The organism is Paracoccus mangrovi, assembly GCF_042648425.1.
Lineage (GTDB): Bacteria > Pseudomonadota > Alphaproteobacteria > Rhodobacterales > Rhodobacteraceae > Paracoccus > Paracoccus mangrovi.
Map to the genome: position 1 here is coordinate 63523 of NZ_JBHRXJ010000013.1, position 15322 is coordinate 78844.

Sequence of the window (15322 nt, forward strand, 5' to 3'; positions counted from 1 at the left end):
CTTCCTTTCAGTTCACGCCGCGCGACAATACGGGCGTTTCGCGGGCTTCCTGCCCGCCCCTGTTCACGCGGGGGACCGATATGGCCGCGCCGGGCAGGAACCCCTCGCCCAGCGGCAGCGCGGCGGCACCCAGCACGCGGGCCTGACGGCCCAGCGTCCCGGCGCGCAATTCGGGCAGGGTCAGCCCGTGATGGCGCAGCCCGGCCAGGCGATCCGCGGTCACCGCGACCAATGCGTCGCGCAGGTCCTGCGGCATCGCGCCGTCGATCACCACCAACGGCAAGTCCAGAGCCGCAACCGCCCCCAAGGCCGCATGGGACAATACGGCGGCGGATTTGTCCAGCCATTCCCATTGCACCGCCGGCGGCAGATCCCAGGCCCGATCCTGCAAGGGCAGCACCTGTCCCAGCATCGTCTCAAGCACCGAAACCGAGGCCACATCCAGCACCTGCCGCCCGCCCGGCACCGGGTACGATCCCATCGCCCCCGCGTTGCGCGACGGCCCCAGACGCAGACGCCCGTCCAGCACCACCCCACCGCCGGCGAAATGCGCGATATAGAAATACAGGAAATCGCCGGGCAGCTCGGCCGTGCCGAACATCATCTCGGCGCCACAGGCGCAGGTGGCGTCGTTTTCCAGCCAGACCGGAATATCCAGCGCCTCGGCCAGTTCCAGCCGCAGGTCGCGGCCCCGCCAGAGCGCCATTTCGCGACCCCAGTCCCAAAGATAAAAGGGCATCGCAATGCCCATGCCGGACAGGCGCGCGCGCAGGGCCGGGGTCAATTCCGCCAGCATCCCGGCAATCGCATCGCGGGCGAAATCGCGAATCTCATCGGGGGCCGGAAAGGCATAGGTCTGGCTGCGAAACTGGCGAATCTGGCCAAGAAAATCGACCAGCACCAGTTCGACCAGCCGCCGCCCCACCTTCAGTCCCAGAAACAGCGCCCCGTCCGGCGCCAGCGCCAGCGGCCTGAGCGGCTGGCCGACCTTGCCGCGCTTGCGGGCGCCGCCCGCATCCAGAAGCCCCTCGGCGATCAGGTCGCGGGTGATATTGCTGATCGCCTGCGCCGAGAGGCCCGTGGCCTGTGCAAGCGCGGCGCGCGGCATCGGCCCCTGGCGGCGAATCAGCCAAAGGATCAGCCGCTCGTTCTGGCTGCGCCCGCCCTGGGGCGTCCATGCCGAAGATGATGAGATGATGCCGGTCATGATGCTTTATGCCTTTTGTGCCCTTCCGATAATAAATCAACTAAATTGATTTATTGACAAGCCCCCTTTCGTTGTGCAGCCTTTTGGAACGGGACGACGGCGAACGCCGCCCTTGAGGAGGAAACCATGACCAAGTTCACTTTGCTGCGCACGGCACTGGCAGGGACCGCCCTGACCCTGGTTGCCGGCATGGCCCAGGCCGACAGCGCCTGCCTGATCACCAAGACCGACACCAACCCGTTCTTCGTCAAGATGAAGGAGGGCGCCGAGGCCAAGGCCAAGGAACTGGGGGTCGAGCTGAAAGCCTATGCCGGCCGGATCGACGGCGACCATGAAGGCCAGGTCGCGGCGGTCGAATCCTGCATCGCCGATGGCGCCAAGGGTATCCTGATCACCGCATCCGACACCAAGGCCATCGTCGATTCGCTGGCCGCCGCGCGCGAGGCCGGGCTGCTGGTCATCGCGCTGGACACGCCGCTGGATCCGATCGATGCGGCCGATGCCACCTTTGCCACAGACAATTTCAAGGCCGGCGAGCTGATCGGCCAATGGGCCAAGGCAACGATGGGCGAAGGCGCCGCCTCAGCCAAGATCGCGATGCTGGATCTGGGCATTTCGCAGCCCTCGGTCGATGTGCTGCGCGATCAGGGCTTCCTGCAAGGATTTGGCATCGATCTGGGCGATCCGGCGAAATGGGGCGACGAGACCGATCCGCGCATCATCGGCCACGAGGTCACCTCGGGCAATGAAGAGGGCGGGCTGAAGGCAATGGAAACCCTGCTGGCCAAGGATCCCGACATCAACATGGTCTATACGATCAACGAACCCTCGGCCGCCGGCGCCTATGAGGCGCTCAAGGCGGTGGGCCGCGAAAAGGACGTGCTGATCGTGTCGGTCGATGGCGGCTGCCCGGGCGTCGCCAATGTCAAGGACGGCGTGATCGGCGCCACCTCGCAGCAATATCCGCTGGACATGGCGTCGCGGGGCATCGAGGCCATTGCGGCCTTTGCCAAGGATGGCACCAAGCCCGTGCCGACCGAGGGCAAGGATTTCGTCGATACCGGTGTGGCGCTTGTCACCGACAAGCCGGTCGAGGGCGTTCAGTCGATCGATTCGGCCAAGGGCGCCGAACTCTGCTGGGGTTAATCCCCGGCCAGCCCGCGCGGGGCGTCTGATCCCGCGCGCCACCGGGGGCGGCCGGCCCGCCCCCGTCCCGTCCCCGTAAAGACACCGGCGCCGGCAGACGCGCCCGCGCGCCACAAACGAGGAGGAACCCCCGGATGTCATCCGATAGCAAGGCGGCCACCAGCTATGAGGAGGGCCTGACCGGCGCCTCGGAAAAGGTGGCCGAATTTCAGGAAAAGAAGACCGCGCTTGGCCGGCTGCAGCATTGGCTGCATGTCACGCCCTCGGCGGTGCCGATGATCGTGCTGGTCGCGGCGATCATCATCTTTGGCTGGGCATCGCCGAATTTCTTCAAGGCGGTGACGCTTTCGACCATCCTGCAACAGATCGCCATCGTCGGCATTCTGGGCTGTGCGCAGTCGCTGGTGGTGCTGACGGCGGGGATCGACCTGTCGGTCGGGGCCATCGCGGTGTTTTCTTCGGTGCTGATGGGACAGATCACCTTTCGATACGGGGTGCCGGCGCCGATCTCGATCCTGCTGGGATTGGGGCTGGGGACGCTGATGGGGCTGCTGAACGGGGTGCTGGTCGCCTATGTCAAGCTGCCGCCCTTTATCGTCACGCTGGGCACATGGCAGATCATCCTGTCGGCGAACTATATCTTTTCCGCCAATGAAACCATCCGCTCGTCCGAGATTTCCGAGGTCGCGCCGGCGCTGCAATTCTGGGGCCACGCGATTCAGCCGGGCGGGGTCAAGGTGCTTTACGCGGTGTTCTTGTTGATCGCGCTGGTGGCGATCCTGGCCTATGTGCTGCGCCATACCGCCTGGGGACGGCATGTCTATGCGGTGGGCGACGACCCGGATGCGGCCGAACTTTCGGGCGTGCAGACCAAGCGCCTGCTGACCCAGGTCTATGCGCTGGCCGGCCTGCTTTGTGCCATCGCCGGCTGGGTGATGATCGGGCGCTTCGGCTCGGTCTCGCCCTCGGCCTCGACGGGACAGCTGGGCAATATCCAGTCGATCACCGCCGTGGTGATCGGGGGGATCTCGCTCTTTGGCGGGCGCGGCAGCATCGTCGGCATGTTCTTTGGGGCGCTGATTGTCGGCGTCTTTGAAATGGGGCTGAAAATGGTCGGCACCGACCCGCAATGGACCTTTTTCCTGATCGGCGTGCTGATCATCCTTGCCGTGGCGGTGGACCAATGGATCAGAAAGGCATCGGCATGAGCCAGGAACCTCTTTTGAAGGCGCGCGGCCTCTACAAGCGCTATGGCAAGGTGACCGCGCTGAACAATTGCGATTTCGACCTTATGCCGGGCGAGATCCTTGCGGTGATCGGCGACAATGGCGCCGGCAAGTCCAGCCTGATCAAGGCGCTGTCGGGCGCGGTTCAGCCCGATGAGGGCGAGATCACGCTGGAGGGGCGCCGGGTGCAGTTTTCCAGCCCGCTGGAGGCGCGCGGCGAGGGCATCGAATGCGTCTATCAGACGCTGGCCATGTCGCCGGCGCTGTCGATTGCCGACAATATGTTCATGGGCCGCGAGCTGCGCAAACCCGGCATCATGGGCAAGTGGTTCCGCCAGCTGGACCGCCCGGCGATGGAGAAGTTCGCCCGTGAAAAGCTGTCCGAGCTGGGGTTGATGACGATCCAGAACATCAACCAGGCGGTCGAGACCCTGTCGGGCGGGCAGCGTCAGGGGGTCGCGGTGGCGCGGGCCGCGGCCTTCGGATCCAAAGTGGTGATCCTGGACGAGCCGACGGCGGCGCTGGGGGTCAAGGAAAGCCGCCGCGTGCTGGAACTGATCCGCGATGTGCGGGCACGGGGGATCCCGATCATCCTGATCAGCCACAACATGCCGCATGTCTTTGAAGTGGCCGACCGCATCCACATCCACCGTCTGGGCAGCCGGCTTTGCGTGATCCGGCCGCAGGATTATTCCATGTCCGATGCCGTCGCCTTCATGACCGGGGCCAAGGTGCCCGAAGCGGCCGAGGTCGCCGCCTGAGGATCGGGATGGGGGCTCTGCCCCCGTCCTTCGGACTCCCCCGGGATATTTGGACATGAAAGAGATAAGGGATCGGATTGCGGCATTGGGGCCGGGGCGGCGTGTGATCGCGGTGGCGGGTGCGCCGGATTCGGGCAAGTCGACGCTGGCGGCGCGGCTGGTGGAGGCGTTGGAAAATGCCGCATTGGTGCCGATGGACGGTTTTCATCTGGACGACCGCCTGCTGGAAGAGGACGGGCTTTTGTCGCGGAAAGGGGCGCCCGAGACCTTTGACGCGGCGGGTTGCGTCGCATTGGTCGCGAGGTTGCGGGCCGGGGGCGAGGTGATCCATCCGGTCTTTGACCGCAGTCGCGAATTGGCCATAGCCGGGGCCGGAAGGGTTCCGGCCGGGACCCGGCTGGTGGTGGTCGAGGGCAATTACCTGTTGCTTAATCGCGCGCCCTGGCGGGATCTGGCCGGGTTATGGGATCTGTCGGTCATGTTGGAGGTGCCGATGGGTGAGTTGCGTCGGCGGCTGACCGCGCGCTGGCAGGCGCTTGGCAAGAATCCGGCGCGCATCGAGGCGCATCTGCACAACGATCTGGCCAATGCCGAAACCGTCCTGCGCCAGTCGCTTCCGACCGATCTGGTGGTGCGGAATCTCTGATCAGGTTTTGGGGCGGAAGGCCCGAATGCGGGCGGGGTCGGTTTCGATCCGCGCCGCCCCGATCAGGTCGAGGCAATAGGGCACCGCCGCGAAGACCGCATCAAGGCAGGTCGCGATCGCCGAGGGTTTGCCCGGAATGGTGATCATCAGCGTCTTGCCCCGGATACCGGCGCTTTGGCGCGACAGGATCGCGGTCGGCACTTCGCGCAGGCTGGCGCGGCGCATTTCCTCGCCAAAGCCGGGCAGTTCCTTTTCCATCACATCGGCCATCGCCTCGGGGGTCTGGTCGCGGGGCGCGGGGCCGGTGCCGCCGGTGATCAGGATCAGGTCGCAGCCCTCGTCGCAGAGCCCGCGCAGGGTCGTGGCGACGCTGTCGCGGCCATCGGGGATGATCCTGCGAGTGATTTCCATCGGCGAGGTGATGGTGGCGCGCAGCCAGTCCTCGGCCCCCGGCCCGCCCTTGTCCTGATATTCGCCGCGGCTGGCGCGGTCCGAGACGGTGACGATGGCGATCCGGGCGGGGGTAATCCGGGCGGGGGCGGTCATGGGCGGGCCTTTCGATGATCCGGCACCGCCCCGATGGCCGCGCCGCGTGGTGCTAGAGCATGTTTTCTTCGCGGCAATCCAGCCCGCAATCGCGCAGGAACTGGCGATAGATCAGGCCATTGCGGCTGCGCGTGTCGAGAAAGCGCCCGATATCGGCGCCGTGCAGCACGGCGTGCAGATCCGCCCGGGTATAGCTTGCGATGCCTTCGGGGTGGATGGTGGGGATGGCGGCGAAATCGACCAGTTCGCCGGTGCGCGAATCGTGCGGGATCAGGATCGCCGGCACCCCCGAATTCAGCGCCAGGATCGAGCCGTGCAGCCGCGTGCCGATCACGCCTGCCGTCCCTTGCAAAAAGCCCGACCATTCGTCCAGATCGCAAAAGACATGCCCGCGCCGGGCCAGATAGGCGTGGTAATCCGCATCCGTTTCCAGCCCGTAAAGCGCAGGCATCAGAGCCTCGCCCGGGGTGCCCTCGGTGACCCTGCCAAAGACCATGCGCTCAATCTCGTTGAACTCGGACTGATAGATCATGTGGGTGTCGTATTTGCCCGCCAGCCCGAAGACATCGCGATTGGTGCCGGGATGGTTCAGAAAGGCCTGGGTCATGTAATAGCGCGTCGATTGCAGCACCAGCTCGCCCTCGTTCCGGGCCAGCGCGGGATCGTTCAGCCGCATGTAAAGCGACGGACAGCCCGTGGTCACCACGTTCCGCACGCCGATCGACAGCAGCCAGTCACGGGTGAAATCGCCCCGCACCGAGATATGGGGCGATTTCGACGACAGCACGCGCGCCAGGCGGATGGCGCTGTCGCTGACCTTGACCTCTGCCAGATCCTGGGACGAGGCCTGAAGCCCGAGGCCGATCACCGTGACCGGCACCGGCGCGGCCTCGATCCAGTCGGCCATGGCGGTCCAATCCGACTTTTCATTCATCCAGTTCGCGGCGGGAATGACCAGATGGTCGAATTCCTCACCGATCCGGCTGACATCGAAATCAAAGCTGAGATGGTGCAGCTCGCCGGTCAGCTGGCGGAACATGGCCTGGGTGAACATGTAGTTGCCGGTATTGCGCCCGAACCGGGTCATGTACCAGTCAAAGCTCATGCCCGAGGGATCCGGGGCGCCGGGTGCGATCGAAACAATGCCGATGCGCTTGGTCATGCTCACTGCCTCGCCAGTTTCCTGTTTCCGAGCGTGGTACTTACAGGTTTTGGCGCAGCTTGACACCCGCAAATTGGCGCCGGGCAAAACCGCGCCCCGCCATTTCCCGTCGCGCCATCAGGCCGGGTCAGGCGGCCCGGCATCGGGGGGAATCGCCTGTCGCAGCACCGTTTCGATCCAGTCGGCAAAGGCGGTCAGCCGGCGCATATGCCGCGAGGGGCCGGGAAACAACAGATGCATCGGCATCGCATCCGGGCGGTGGTCGGGCATGACCTCGACCAGCGCGCCACGGGCCAGATGATCGGCCACGTCATAGGCCGGGATCTGGATCAGCCCCAGCCCGGCCAGCGCACAGGCGATATAGCCCTCGGCGCTGTTGGCAGAGACGCGCCATGGCACCGGGCGGGTGCGGATGCGCGTACCGTCGCGCCATTCCCAATCCGCGATCCTGCCGGTCGAGGGCTGGGCATAGGCCACCTGCCAGTGCCGGTCCAGATCGGCGGGCTGCATCGGCGTGCCGTGCCGCGCCAGATAGGCGGGGCTGGCCACGTTGATCTGGGCGATCCGGCCGATGCGGCGCGCGCGCAGGCCGGAATCGGCCAAGGGTCCGACCCGCAAGGCCAGATCGACCCCCTCACCCAACAGATCTACGGCGCGGTCGGTCATGCCCAGCTCGACCCGGATGCCGGGCCAGGCCGCCAGAAAGCCGGGCAGCGCCGGCGCGACCAGCATGCGCCCGATGCGGCCCGGCATGTCGACACGGATCCGCCCCTCGACCTGTGCGGGCGCGGTGCGGAACATGGTCTCGATATCCTCGCATTCGGTCAGAAAGCCCAGACAGCGTTCATGCAGTTCGGCCCCCTCATCGGTGGGGACAACCCGGCGCGTGGTGCGATGCAACAGCCGCGTGCCCAGCCGCGCCTCGAGATCGGCCACCGCCGTCGAAACGCTGGACCGCGGCATGCCCAGCGTATCCGCCGCCTTGGTAAAGCTGCGCGTCTCGATCACGCGGGTAAAGATGCGCAGCTGGTCGATGCGGTCCATTGTTCGCCATTTCCGACAAGTGAAATCAGAATGCCCGGGTTTGTCCCAAATCAGGAAATCATAAATTGGCACCCGACACAAACGAACCGGAGACAGCCATGTCGGCGCGCACCATCAAGGACAAAACCGTAATCATCGCCGGCGGGGCGAAAAATCTGGGCGGCCTGCTGGCGCGGGATTTCGCGAATGCCGGGGCCAGGGCCATCGTCATCCACTATAACAGCGCCGCCAGCGCAGCCGACGCCGAGGCGACCGTCGCCGCCGTCAAGGCCGCCGGCAGCCAGGCCATCGCCATTCAGGCCGATCTGACCACGGCGGCGGCGGTGGAAAAGCTGTTTGCCGATGCGACCGCCGCCTTTGGCCGCCCCGATATCGCCATCAACACCGTGGGCAAGGTGCTGAAAAAGCCGATGTCCGAGGTCACCGAGGCCGAATACGACGAAATGAGCGACGTCAACGCCAAGGCCGCCTTCTTCTTTCTGAAAGAGGCCGGGCGCGCGCTGAACGACAATGGCGCGATCTGCACGCTGGTGACCTCGCTTCTGGGGGCCTATACGCCGTTCTATTCGACCTATGCCGGCAGCAAGGCGCCGGTCGAACATTTCACCCGCGCGGCATCGAAAGAGTTCGGCGAACGCGGCATCTCGGTCACGGCGATCGGGCCGGGGCCGATGGACACCGCCTTTTTCTATGGCCAGGAATCGCCCGAGGCACAGGCCTATCACAAATCGGCCGCCGCCCTGTCGCCGTTCTCAAAGACCGGCCTGACCGATATCGAGGATATCGCGCCCTGGATCCGGTTCCTGGTGACCGAAGGCTGGTGGATGACCGGCCAGACCGTTCTGGTCAATGGCGGCTATACCACCAAGTAAGCCACCTGCCCCAGAATCCTGCCCCAGAATCCGGCGCTGCTCAGGCGCCGCGCCGCCGATCCTCGCGCAGAAGATCGGCGGCCTTTTCGCCGATCATGATCGCGGGCGCGTTGGTATTTCCCGAAACGATCTCGGGCATGATCGAGCAATCGGCCACGCGCAGGCCGCGGATGCCCCGCACGCGCAGGCGTTCGTCCAGCACCGGCCCCATCGCGGCGGTGCCGGTCGGGTGATAGATCGTCGTGGCCGAGTTGCGCGCCCAATCCAGCAATTCGGCATCGCTCTGGACATCCGGGCCGGGCCGCATCTCGGCGGTGATCTTGCCGGCCAGCGGGCGTTCGGTGGCGATGCGGCGGGCGATGCGGATGCCGGCGACAACGGTTTCGCAATCCGTGGGCGTGGCCAGATAGTTCGGCTGGATCGCCGGATAGGCGGCGGGATCCGAGGATTTCAGCCGCACCGTGCCCCGGCTTTCGGGCCGCAGCTGACAGACGGACATGGTAAAGGCGGAAAACGGATGCACGCCCTCGCCGGGGCTGTCGGCGGACCATGGCTGGACGTGGAATTGAATGTCGGGGGTGGCCACGCGGTCATTCGTGCGCAGGAAGCCGGTGGCAAGGCTGGCCGCCATGCTCATCGGGCCGGCGCGGAACAGCGCGTATTTCAACGCGATCCGCGCCTGTTGCCAGAGCTTGCGCACCTCGTCGTTCAGCGTCGGCTCGTTGCAGGTGAAAACCAGCCGCGCCTGCAAGTGATCCTGAAGCCCGCGCCCGACGCCGGGCAGATCGGCCGCGACCCCGATGCCGTGGCTGGCCAGATGCGCGGCCTCGCCGATCCCCGACAGCATCAGGATCTGCGGGCTGCCGATGGCGCCGGCCGAAAGGATCACCTCGCCGCGCACGTCGATGCGCCGGGTCTGGCCGTCGCGGCCGGCATATTCCACCGCCACCGCGCGGCCGTCGCGGATCACCACGCGGCGGGTCGCGGCATGGGTGATGATGCGCAGGTTCGGCCGCTTGCGCACCGGATGGATATAGGCCACCGCCGCCGAACAGCGCCGGCCCTTGCGGGTGGTCAGCTGGAAATAGCCGACGCCTTCCTGCGTGGCGCCGTTATAGTCGGGATTGAACGGATAGCCCGCCGCCTGCGCCGCCGCGACCCAGGCGTCGCAGATCGGCCGCGAAAGCCGCATGTCGGATACGTTCAGCGGCCCGCCCGCACCGTGGAAATCATCGGCGCCGCGTTCCTGATTCTCGGCCCGCTTGAACAGCGGCAGCACATCCTGCCAACTCCAGCCGGCAAAGCCCATCTGCGCCCAGCGGTCATAATCCTGGGGCTGGCCACGCACATAAAGCAACCCGTTCAGCGACGATGACCCCCCCATCACCTTGCCGCGCGGCCAGTCCAGCCTGCGCCCGTTCAGCCCCGGATCGGGTTCGGTCCGATAACACCAGTCGACGCTGGGGTTATGCATGGTCTTGAAATAGCCGACGGGGATGTGGATCCACGGGTTCCAGTCCCAGCCGCCGGCCTCAAGCAGGGTCACGGTCACATCGGGATCGGCCGACAGCCGGTTGGCCAGCGCGCAGCCGGCAGACCCTGCGCCGACCACAAGATAATCGGTTTCCACTACGCCGCCCCTCCCCCGGAAGTGTTGGAAAATTTCACTTGCAATGAAAACGTAACAAAGCAAAAATGATACCACAAGTCTCAAAAATCACATCAATCAGGGAGGAGGACGTGTGATGACCGAGAGAGAGGAACGGATCCGAGGGGTCTCGCGCCGGGATATCCTGCGCGTGGCCGGGCGTTTTGGCATGACCTCGACGGCGATGGCGCTGGCGGGGGCGACGGGGTTGATGACGACGGCAAACCTCGCCCAGGCGGCCGAAACGACCTATGAGAAACGCTTTGGCAAGGAACCGAAATACAGGTTCAAGATGGGCGCATCGGGTTTCAACGCCCGCAACCTGCTGATCGAACGGGCGGGGTTTCTGGAATTCGCCCGCGACCTCGAGGAACGCACCGACGGCGAAATCCGCATCGAGTTCATCGGCGACAACCAGATCTGCGGCCAGCTCGACTGTGCCGAAAAGACCCAGCTGGGCATCGTCGAATTCTTTGCCGCCTCGACCCAGAATTCGGCGGGTGTCGCGCCCTATTATAACGTGCTGGACTTCGCCTATATGTTCCCCAGCCGGGCGGCGCAGTATCATTTCCTATACAGCCCCGAAAGCCAGCGCATCCTGCGCGATCCGCTGGAAAAGCGGCACGGGCTGAAATTCCTGTTCTCGCATTGCGAATTGCGCGGCATCCAGCTTGGCCTGAAATGGAAAGACAAGCCGCTGGTCACCAGCATCGACGATCTGGCCGGCACCAAGAACCGCGTCACCGGCACCCAGCTGGGCCGCATCGCCATGCAGCTGATGAACCTCAACCCCGTCCCCGTCGCGTGGGAGGAAACCATCGACGGGCTGAAACAGGGGCTGATCGACGGGGCCGAAACCTGGGCCTCGGCGGTGGCTTACGCCAATATGACGCCGGTGGTCAGCCAGTCGGTCGATCTGCGCTTTTTCTGCGGGACCGAACATTGCGGCATGTCCTCCAAGGTCTTTGACGGGCTTGAGCCGCATCTTCAGGACGCGATCATGGAATCGGCCTATCTGGCCCAGGTTCAGGCCCAGGCCGCCAACGAGGCCGCGCTGATCAAGACCGTGGGTTTCTCGGACCCGCAAATGCCCGGCACGCTTTTCGCCGAACATGGCGTGCGCTGCGCCTTCCTGTCGGACGAGGAACGCCGCAAGGCCGAGGAAATGTGCTCGCCCGAGTTCAACCCCGACCCCTGGAGCCAGTGGCGCGAACGGCTGATGCAATGGTCCGGCGGCATCGACACCTATGCCGAAATCTATCGCATCGCGCGCGAGATCCCGGCCGACATGAAGCCCGAAAACGTCGAACCGCGCCGCTGGTGGCGCTCGGCCTGAGGCCGGCAGGACAGAGGGCGTTCCGGCCCGACCATACCGGCCGGGACGCCGCGACCGCATTGGGGGAAACGGAATCATGGAAAGCCATATCGCCGGGATCGGCGGAATACTGGCGGCGCTGATCTCGCGCGACAGCTGGGAAATCAGCAATGCGCTTGGTCAGCCGGGGGCCTGGAGCTTTGGGCTGATCCTGATGGCGGTGGGGGCGGCGCTGATCCTGGCGCTGTTCCGGGTGGTGCCGCTTCTGGACCGGCATCTGGAACGCACGCTGATGGTCGTGGCCTATCTGGCCATCGCCGCCATCATCTTTGTCGAGGTGATCCGCCGCTTTACCCTGAACCTTCAGGAACCCTGGTCGACGACGCTGCCGCCCTATCTGTTCCTGCTGCTGACATGGTTCGGCTGCGCCTATAACGTGCGCACCCGCACACATCTGAGCTTTGGCGAATTCCGCAGCCGGATGTCACGGGGGTTGCAGCTGATCTGTCTGTGGCTGGACGGCGCGCTCTGGCTGGGCATGGCGTGGATCGTGATCGTGACGACGCTGCGGGTGACGGCCAATTCGGCCTCGAATTTCCAGATCCTGCTGGGCACCGATCATGTGATGATCTGGTGGTTCACCATTCTGGTGCCGCTGTCCTTCATCATCCTGGCCGCCCGCGCGGTCGAGAACATGGCCGAGGATCTGCGCCGCTTCCGCAAGGGCGAGCCGCTGGTCGAAATGGCCGCCCTTGGCGATAGCTGAAAGGCAGATGAGATGATCGATTCCACCTGGATCACCCTGATTTCGCTGGGCGTGACCGTGCTGTTCATGCTGGGCGTGCCGGTCTTTCTTGTCATCGCCTATTGGGTCATCGGCTGTTCGCTGGTCCTTGGCATGACCTTCGACAATATCGGCGCGGCGCTGACCTATGCGTTCTCGAACGGGTTCGCGCTGCTGGCGATGCCGCTCTTTATCCTGACCGGGGATCTGATCAACAAGGCCGGGATCGCCCGGCGGCTGTCGGATTTCGCCTATGCGGTGCTGGGCTGGCTGCGCGGCGGGCTGGCGATGGCGGCGCTGGGGGCCTGTGGGCTTTTCGCCGCGATCTCGGGCTCGAACTCGGCCACGACGGCGACCATCGGCTCGATGATGCATCCCGAAATGGTCAAGGGCGGCTATGACACCCGTTTCGCCGCCGCGACCGCCGCCGCAGGGGGCACGGTGGGGATCATCATCCCGCCCTCGATCATCTTCATCGTCTATGGCTTTCTGATGAACCTGCCGATTTCGGACCTGTTCGTCGCCGGCATCGTGCCGGGCGTGCTGATGGTTCTGGGGATGCAGTTCGTCTGCTGGCTGGTGGCGCGGGCCAATAACTGGGGCCATATCACGCCGCTGAACCTGAACCGCATCCTGCGCACGGCCTTTGGCGCCTGGCTGGGCTTTTTCGCCATCGGGCTGGTTTTGTGGGGCATCTATACGGGCAAATTCTCACCGACCGAGGCGGCGGCGGTGACCGTCGGCTTTTGCGTGATCGTGGGCGTGCTCAGCCGCTGGCTTTACCCGCTGGTGGCGCGCGGCATGGATGCCGAAGGCCGCCCGCGCACCTATGCCGCCAGCCTGCTGGTCGAGGGGTTCCGCATCCGCGACCTGCCAGAAATCACCATGCGCTCGGCCCAGATCACCGGTATTCTCGCGCCGCTGATCGGGATTTCGGTGGTGATGCAACAGATCCTGTCGCTTTTGGGCGCGCAGGCGGCGATCGGGGAATGGGTCGCGGGGCTGGGCGGGTACTGGGTCATCCTGGCGGCGTCGATGGCGATCATCTTTGTCGCCGGGATGGTGCTGGAAAGCCTGCCGGTGACGATCATCCTTGCCCCGATTCTGGCGCCGCTCGCGGTGCAGAACGGCATGGATCCGATCCATTTCGCGGTGATCTTTCTGGTCGGGGCCTCGATCGGTTTCGTGACGCCGCCCTATGGGCTGAACCTCTATGTCGCCTCCAGCGTCACGGGGGTTCCCTACATGCGGTTGCTGCGCTATGCGCTTTACTATCTGGGCGCGCTGCTGGCGGTCTGGCTGCTGGTCGCGGTCACGCCGGTGCTGACGACGATGCTGTTGCCGGCGCGCTAGGATGGGTGAGGTGAAGAGTGCAGCGAGGCTGAGGCGGGGCATGACGGCCGATGACGACAGCGGCGACGGCGCCGAACGGAACCTGCAAACCAATCTGCGTCCGCTTTACATCCTCAGAACCATCGCCGAGGCCGCAAGCCCGCTTTCCGCCGCCGAGATCGGCGAAATGCTGGACCTGCCAAAGCCCACCACCCACCGCCTGTTGCAAACGCTCGAGGAAGACGGCTGGCTGATGCGCGATCTGGGCGGGCGCGGCTTTGTCGCCGGGCGACAGCTGCGCCGGATCGCGGCCAACACCTTTAGCGGGCCGGGCCTGCGGCGCGAACGGATGGCGATCCTGCAACGTCTGGCCGGCGAGATCGGCGAGACCTGCAATATCGCCATGCCCGAAGGCGATGCGATGGTCTATGTCGACCGGGTCGAAACCCATTGGCCACTGCGCATCCGCCTGCCCATCGGGACACAGGTGCCGCTGCATTGCACCGCCGCCGGCAAGACCTATCTGTCGACCCTGCCCCAGCCGCAATTCGCCCGGCTGCTGCGGCGTCTGCCGCTGACGGCGCAGACCTCGCGCTCGATCACCTCGGCCGAGGGGCTGGCCGAGGAAATCGCCTTGGTGCGCGACCGCGGTTATGCCGAGGATGACGAGGAAATGATCGAGGGCATGATCGCGCTGGCGGTGCCGATCCGCGACGATCAGGGCCGATTTTTCGGCACGGTGTCGTTTCACGCCCCCAAGCTGCGGCTGGATCTGGAACAGGCGATGCGGTTTCTGCCCGGCATGATCCGCGCCGCCGCCGATCTGACCGAAACCGTCCGCTAGCGCCGCGCGGGCACCGGCCTAGCCCATGCCCAGCGGGTCGCGGCGCTTGCGGGCGCGGGCGGTGTCGGCGCGCCCGCTCCAGACCGAGATCAGGCCCCAGCTCAGACAGTAAACCCCGCCAAGGCCCAGAACGGCCCAGCCCGGAATCGGCCCGATGGCCGCCCGGCCGACCAGCTCGCCAAAAGAGGTGACCGGCACGGGATGGACCATCAGCTTGCCGAGATAGGCAAAGCTCTGGATCAGCAGGATCCAGAAATAATTGCGCCGGATGCGGCGCCCGACCGCCGTCCACATGCTGACGTGATAGCGCGGGTGCAGATAGTCGTCGGCCAGCCGGTCCTGCCAGTGATCGTCCAGATGCAGATCCCCATCCTTCAGGATCGGGGCGATGAAATGCAGCTCGATCCAGCGACAGCGCGCGCGCCAGACATTGAAATAGCGATAGCGCCGCGCTTCGAGCATCAGGAAAAAGATGATCAGAATGCCCACCAGCACCAGGGGCAAGGGCGATGCCTGCGGCGAGGAATAGGTGATCGACAGCGCCACCCCCAGCGTGACCACCGACCAGTTCGTGGTCGTGTCCAGCCGCGTACGCCAGATGGTCGAGCGATAGACCTCGCCCCGGTAGAGATGCGCGATCACCCCCATCTCGGCGGAATCGAGCGGCTTGCGCTCTGTCGCCGGTGCGTCCATCGGGTTTCCCTCCTGCCCCTGACGCGATGGTGGCATGGCGGGCCGGCCCCGCGCAAGCATCGTGAAAAGGCGCGGTCGGGATGGGCTTGCGCGCCG

The 15322-nt window shown here is 65.4% G+C and carries 15 protein-coding genes; 9 read left to right on the forward strand and 6 right to left on the reverse strand.

The genetic code is table 11. From position 1 onward, the window contains the following. Positions 1-7: 7 nt before the first annotated feature. Positions 8-1207, reverse strand: coding sequence for an ROK family transcriptional regulator (locus ACFOMH_RS15905; RefSeq protein WP_377745701.1), 1200 nt, complete (start codon positions 1205-1207; stop codon positions 8-10). A gap of 126 nt (positions 1208-1333) precedes the next feature. Between ACFOMH_RS15905 and ACFOMH_RS15910 the strand changes: the two genes are divergently transcribed. The 4 genes from ACFOMH_RS15910 (at position 1334) to ACFOMH_RS15925 (ending at position 4986) form a co-directional block, all read left to right on the forward strand. After that, the gene (locus ACFOMH_RS15910) at positions 1334-2353 is read left to right on the forward strand and encodes a sugar ABC transporter substrate-binding protein (RefSeq protein WP_374425574.1); all 1020 of its coding nucleotides are present in this window, start codon (positions 1334-1336) and stop codon (positions 2351-2353) included. A gap of 134 nt (positions 2354-2487) precedes the next feature. Continuing rightward, entirely contained in the window at positions 2488-3561 is a 1074-nt protein-coding gene (locus tag ACFOMH_RS15915) for an ABC transporter permease (protein ID WP_374425573.1), read from the forward strand. Then, positions 3558-4340 carry an ATP-binding cassette domain-containing protein gene (locus ACFOMH_RS15920; RefSeq protein ID WP_374425572.1) on the forward strand — a complete coding sequence of 261 codons (783 nt, stop codon included), beginning with the start codon at positions 3558-3560 and terminating at the stop codon, positions 4338-4340. Before ACFOMH_RS15915 ends, ACFOMH_RS15920 begins: the two co-directional genes overlap by 4 nt. Positions 4341-4395: 55 nt before the next feature. Continuing rightward, positions 4396-4986: a nucleoside/nucleotide kinase family protein gene (locus ACFOMH_RS15925; protein ID WP_377745703.1), complete on the forward strand. Its 591-nt coding sequence runs from the start codon at positions 4396-4398 to the stop codon at positions 4984-4986. Here ACFOMH_RS15925 and mog read toward each other — a convergent pair whose 3' ends face one another. From mog to ACFOMH_RS15940, 3 genes are all read right to left on the reverse strand, one after another. Beyond that, positions 4987-5532, reverse strand: coding sequence for a molybdopterin adenylyltransferase (gene mog, locus ACFOMH_RS15930; RefSeq protein ID WP_377745705.1), 546 nt, complete (start codon positions 5530-5532; stop codon positions 4987-4989). 52 nt (positions 5533-5584) lie between these two features. Continuing rightward, positions 5585-6694: a polysaccharide pyruvyl transferase family protein gene (locus tag ACFOMH_RS15935; protein WP_377745707.1), complete on the reverse strand. Its 1110-nt coding sequence runs from the start codon at positions 6692-6694 to the stop codon at positions 5585-5587. A gap of 117 nt (positions 6695-6811) precedes the next feature. After that, positions 6812-7738: a LysR family transcriptional regulator gene (locus ACFOMH_RS15940; RefSeq protein ID WP_374425568.1), complete on the reverse strand. Its 927-nt coding sequence runs from the start codon at positions 7736-7738 to the stop codon at positions 6812-6814. Between the two features lie 98 nt (positions 7739-7836). Here ACFOMH_RS15940 and ACFOMH_RS15945 point away from each other — a divergent pair, with 98 nt between their 5' ends. Continuing rightward, complete coding sequence (locus ACFOMH_RS15945) at positions 7837-8610, forward strand: SDR family oxidoreductase (protein ID WP_377745708.1); 774 nt, start codon at positions 7837-7839, stop codon at positions 8608-8610. Between the two features lie 40 nt (positions 8611-8650). Here the strand turns inward: ACFOMH_RS15945 and ACFOMH_RS15950 are convergent, their stop codons facing one another. Continuing rightward, entirely contained in the window at positions 8651-10240 is a 1590-nt protein-coding gene (locus tag ACFOMH_RS15950; protein ID WP_374425566.1) for a GMC family oxidoreductase, read from the reverse strand. 115 nt (positions 10241-10355) lie between these two features. Here ACFOMH_RS15950 and ACFOMH_RS15955 point away from each other — a divergent pair, with 115 nt between their 5' ends. From ACFOMH_RS15955 to ACFOMH_RS15970, 4 genes are all read left to right on the forward strand, one after another. Then, entirely contained in the window at positions 10356-11594 is a 1239-nt protein-coding gene (locus ACFOMH_RS15955) for a TRAP transporter substrate-binding protein (protein ID WP_377745710.1), read from the forward strand. A gap of 76 nt (positions 11595-11670) precedes the next feature. Then, positions 11671-12339, forward strand: a complete 669-nt coding sequence (locus tag ACFOMH_RS15960; protein WP_377745712.1) for a TRAP transporter small permease — start codon at positions 11671-11673, stop codon at positions 12337-12339. Positions 12340-12351: 12 nt separating this feature from the next. Further along, positions 12352-13710: a TRAP transporter large permease gene (locus ACFOMH_RS15965; RefSeq protein WP_374427737.1), complete on the forward strand. Its 1359-nt coding sequence runs from the start codon at positions 12352-12354 to the stop codon at positions 13708-13710. Positions 13711-13750: 40 nt separating this feature from the next. Further along, a complete protein-coding gene (locus tag ACFOMH_RS15970; RefSeq protein ID WP_374427735.1) occupies positions 13751-14533 on the forward strand; it encodes an IclR family transcriptional regulator in 783 nt (260 codons plus the stop codon). 18 nt (positions 14534-14551) lie between these two features. Here ACFOMH_RS15970 and ACFOMH_RS15975 read toward each other — a convergent pair whose 3' ends face one another. Next, positions 14552-15226 carry a DUF2270 domain-containing protein gene (locus tag ACFOMH_RS15975; protein WP_374427733.1) on the reverse strand — a complete coding sequence of 225 codons (675 nt, stop codon included), beginning with the start codon at positions 15224-15226 and terminating at the stop codon, positions 14552-14554. Between the last annotated feature and the right edge of the window lie 96 nt (positions 15227-15322).

What these genes read in the sequence shown, in the direction of transcription:
- ACFOMH_RS15905 (WP_377745701.1), bottom strand. Translation starts at nt 1,207, where the DNA reads ATGACCGGCATCATCTCATCATCTTCGGCATGGACGCCCCAGGGCGGG.
- ACFOMH_RS15910 (WP_374425574.1), top strand. Translation starts at nt 1,334, where the DNA reads ATGACCAAGTTCACTTTGCTGCGCACGGCACTGGCAGGGACCGCCCTG.
- ACFOMH_RS15915 (WP_374425573.1), top strand. Translation starts at nt 2,488, where the DNA reads ATGTCATCCGATAGCAAGGCGGCCACCAGCTATGAGGAGGGCCTGACC.
- ACFOMH_RS15920 (WP_374425572.1), top strand. Translation starts at nt 3,558, where the DNA reads ATGAGCCAGGAACCTCTTTTGAAGGCGCGCGGCCTCTACAAGCGCTAT.
- ACFOMH_RS15925 (WP_377745703.1), top strand. Translation starts at nt 4,396, where the DNA reads ATGAAAGAGATAAGGGATCGGATTGCGGCATTGGGGCCGGGGCGGCGT.
- mog (WP_377745705.1), bottom strand. Translation starts at nt 5,532, where the DNA reads ATGACCGCCCCCGCCCGGATTACCCCCGCCCGGATCGCCATCGTCACC.
- ACFOMH_RS15935 (WP_377745707.1), bottom strand. Translation starts at nt 6,694, where the DNA reads ATGACCAAGCGCATCGGCATTGTTTCGATCGCACCCGGCGCCCCGGAT.
- ACFOMH_RS15940 (WP_374425568.1), bottom strand. Translation starts at nt 7,738, where the DNA reads ATGGACCGCATCGACCAGCTGCGCATCTTTACCCGCGTGATCGAGACG.
- ACFOMH_RS15945 (WP_377745708.1), top strand. Translation starts at nt 7,837, where the DNA reads ATGTCGGCGCGCACCATCAAGGACAAAACCGTAATCATCGCCGGCGGG.
- ACFOMH_RS15955 (WP_377745710.1), top strand. Translation starts at nt 10,356, where the DNA reads ATGACCGAGAGAGAGGAACGGATCCGAGGGGTCTCGCGCCGGGATATC.
- ACFOMH_RS15960 (WP_377745712.1), top strand. Translation starts at nt 11,671, where the DNA reads ATGGAAAGCCATATCGCCGGGATCGGCGGAATACTGGCGGCGCTGATC.
- ACFOMH_RS15965 (WP_374427737.1), top strand. Translation starts at nt 12,352, where the DNA reads ATGATCGATTCCACCTGGATCACCCTGATTTCGCTGGGCGTGACCGTG.
- ACFOMH_RS15970 (WP_374427735.1), top strand. Translation starts at nt 13,751, where the DNA reads ATGACGGCCGATGACGACAGCGGCGACGGCGCCGAACGGAACCTGCAA.
- ACFOMH_RS15975 (WP_374427733.1), bottom strand. Translation starts at nt 15,226, where the DNA reads ATGGACGCACCGGCGACAGAGCGCAAGCCGCTCGATTCCGCCGAGATG.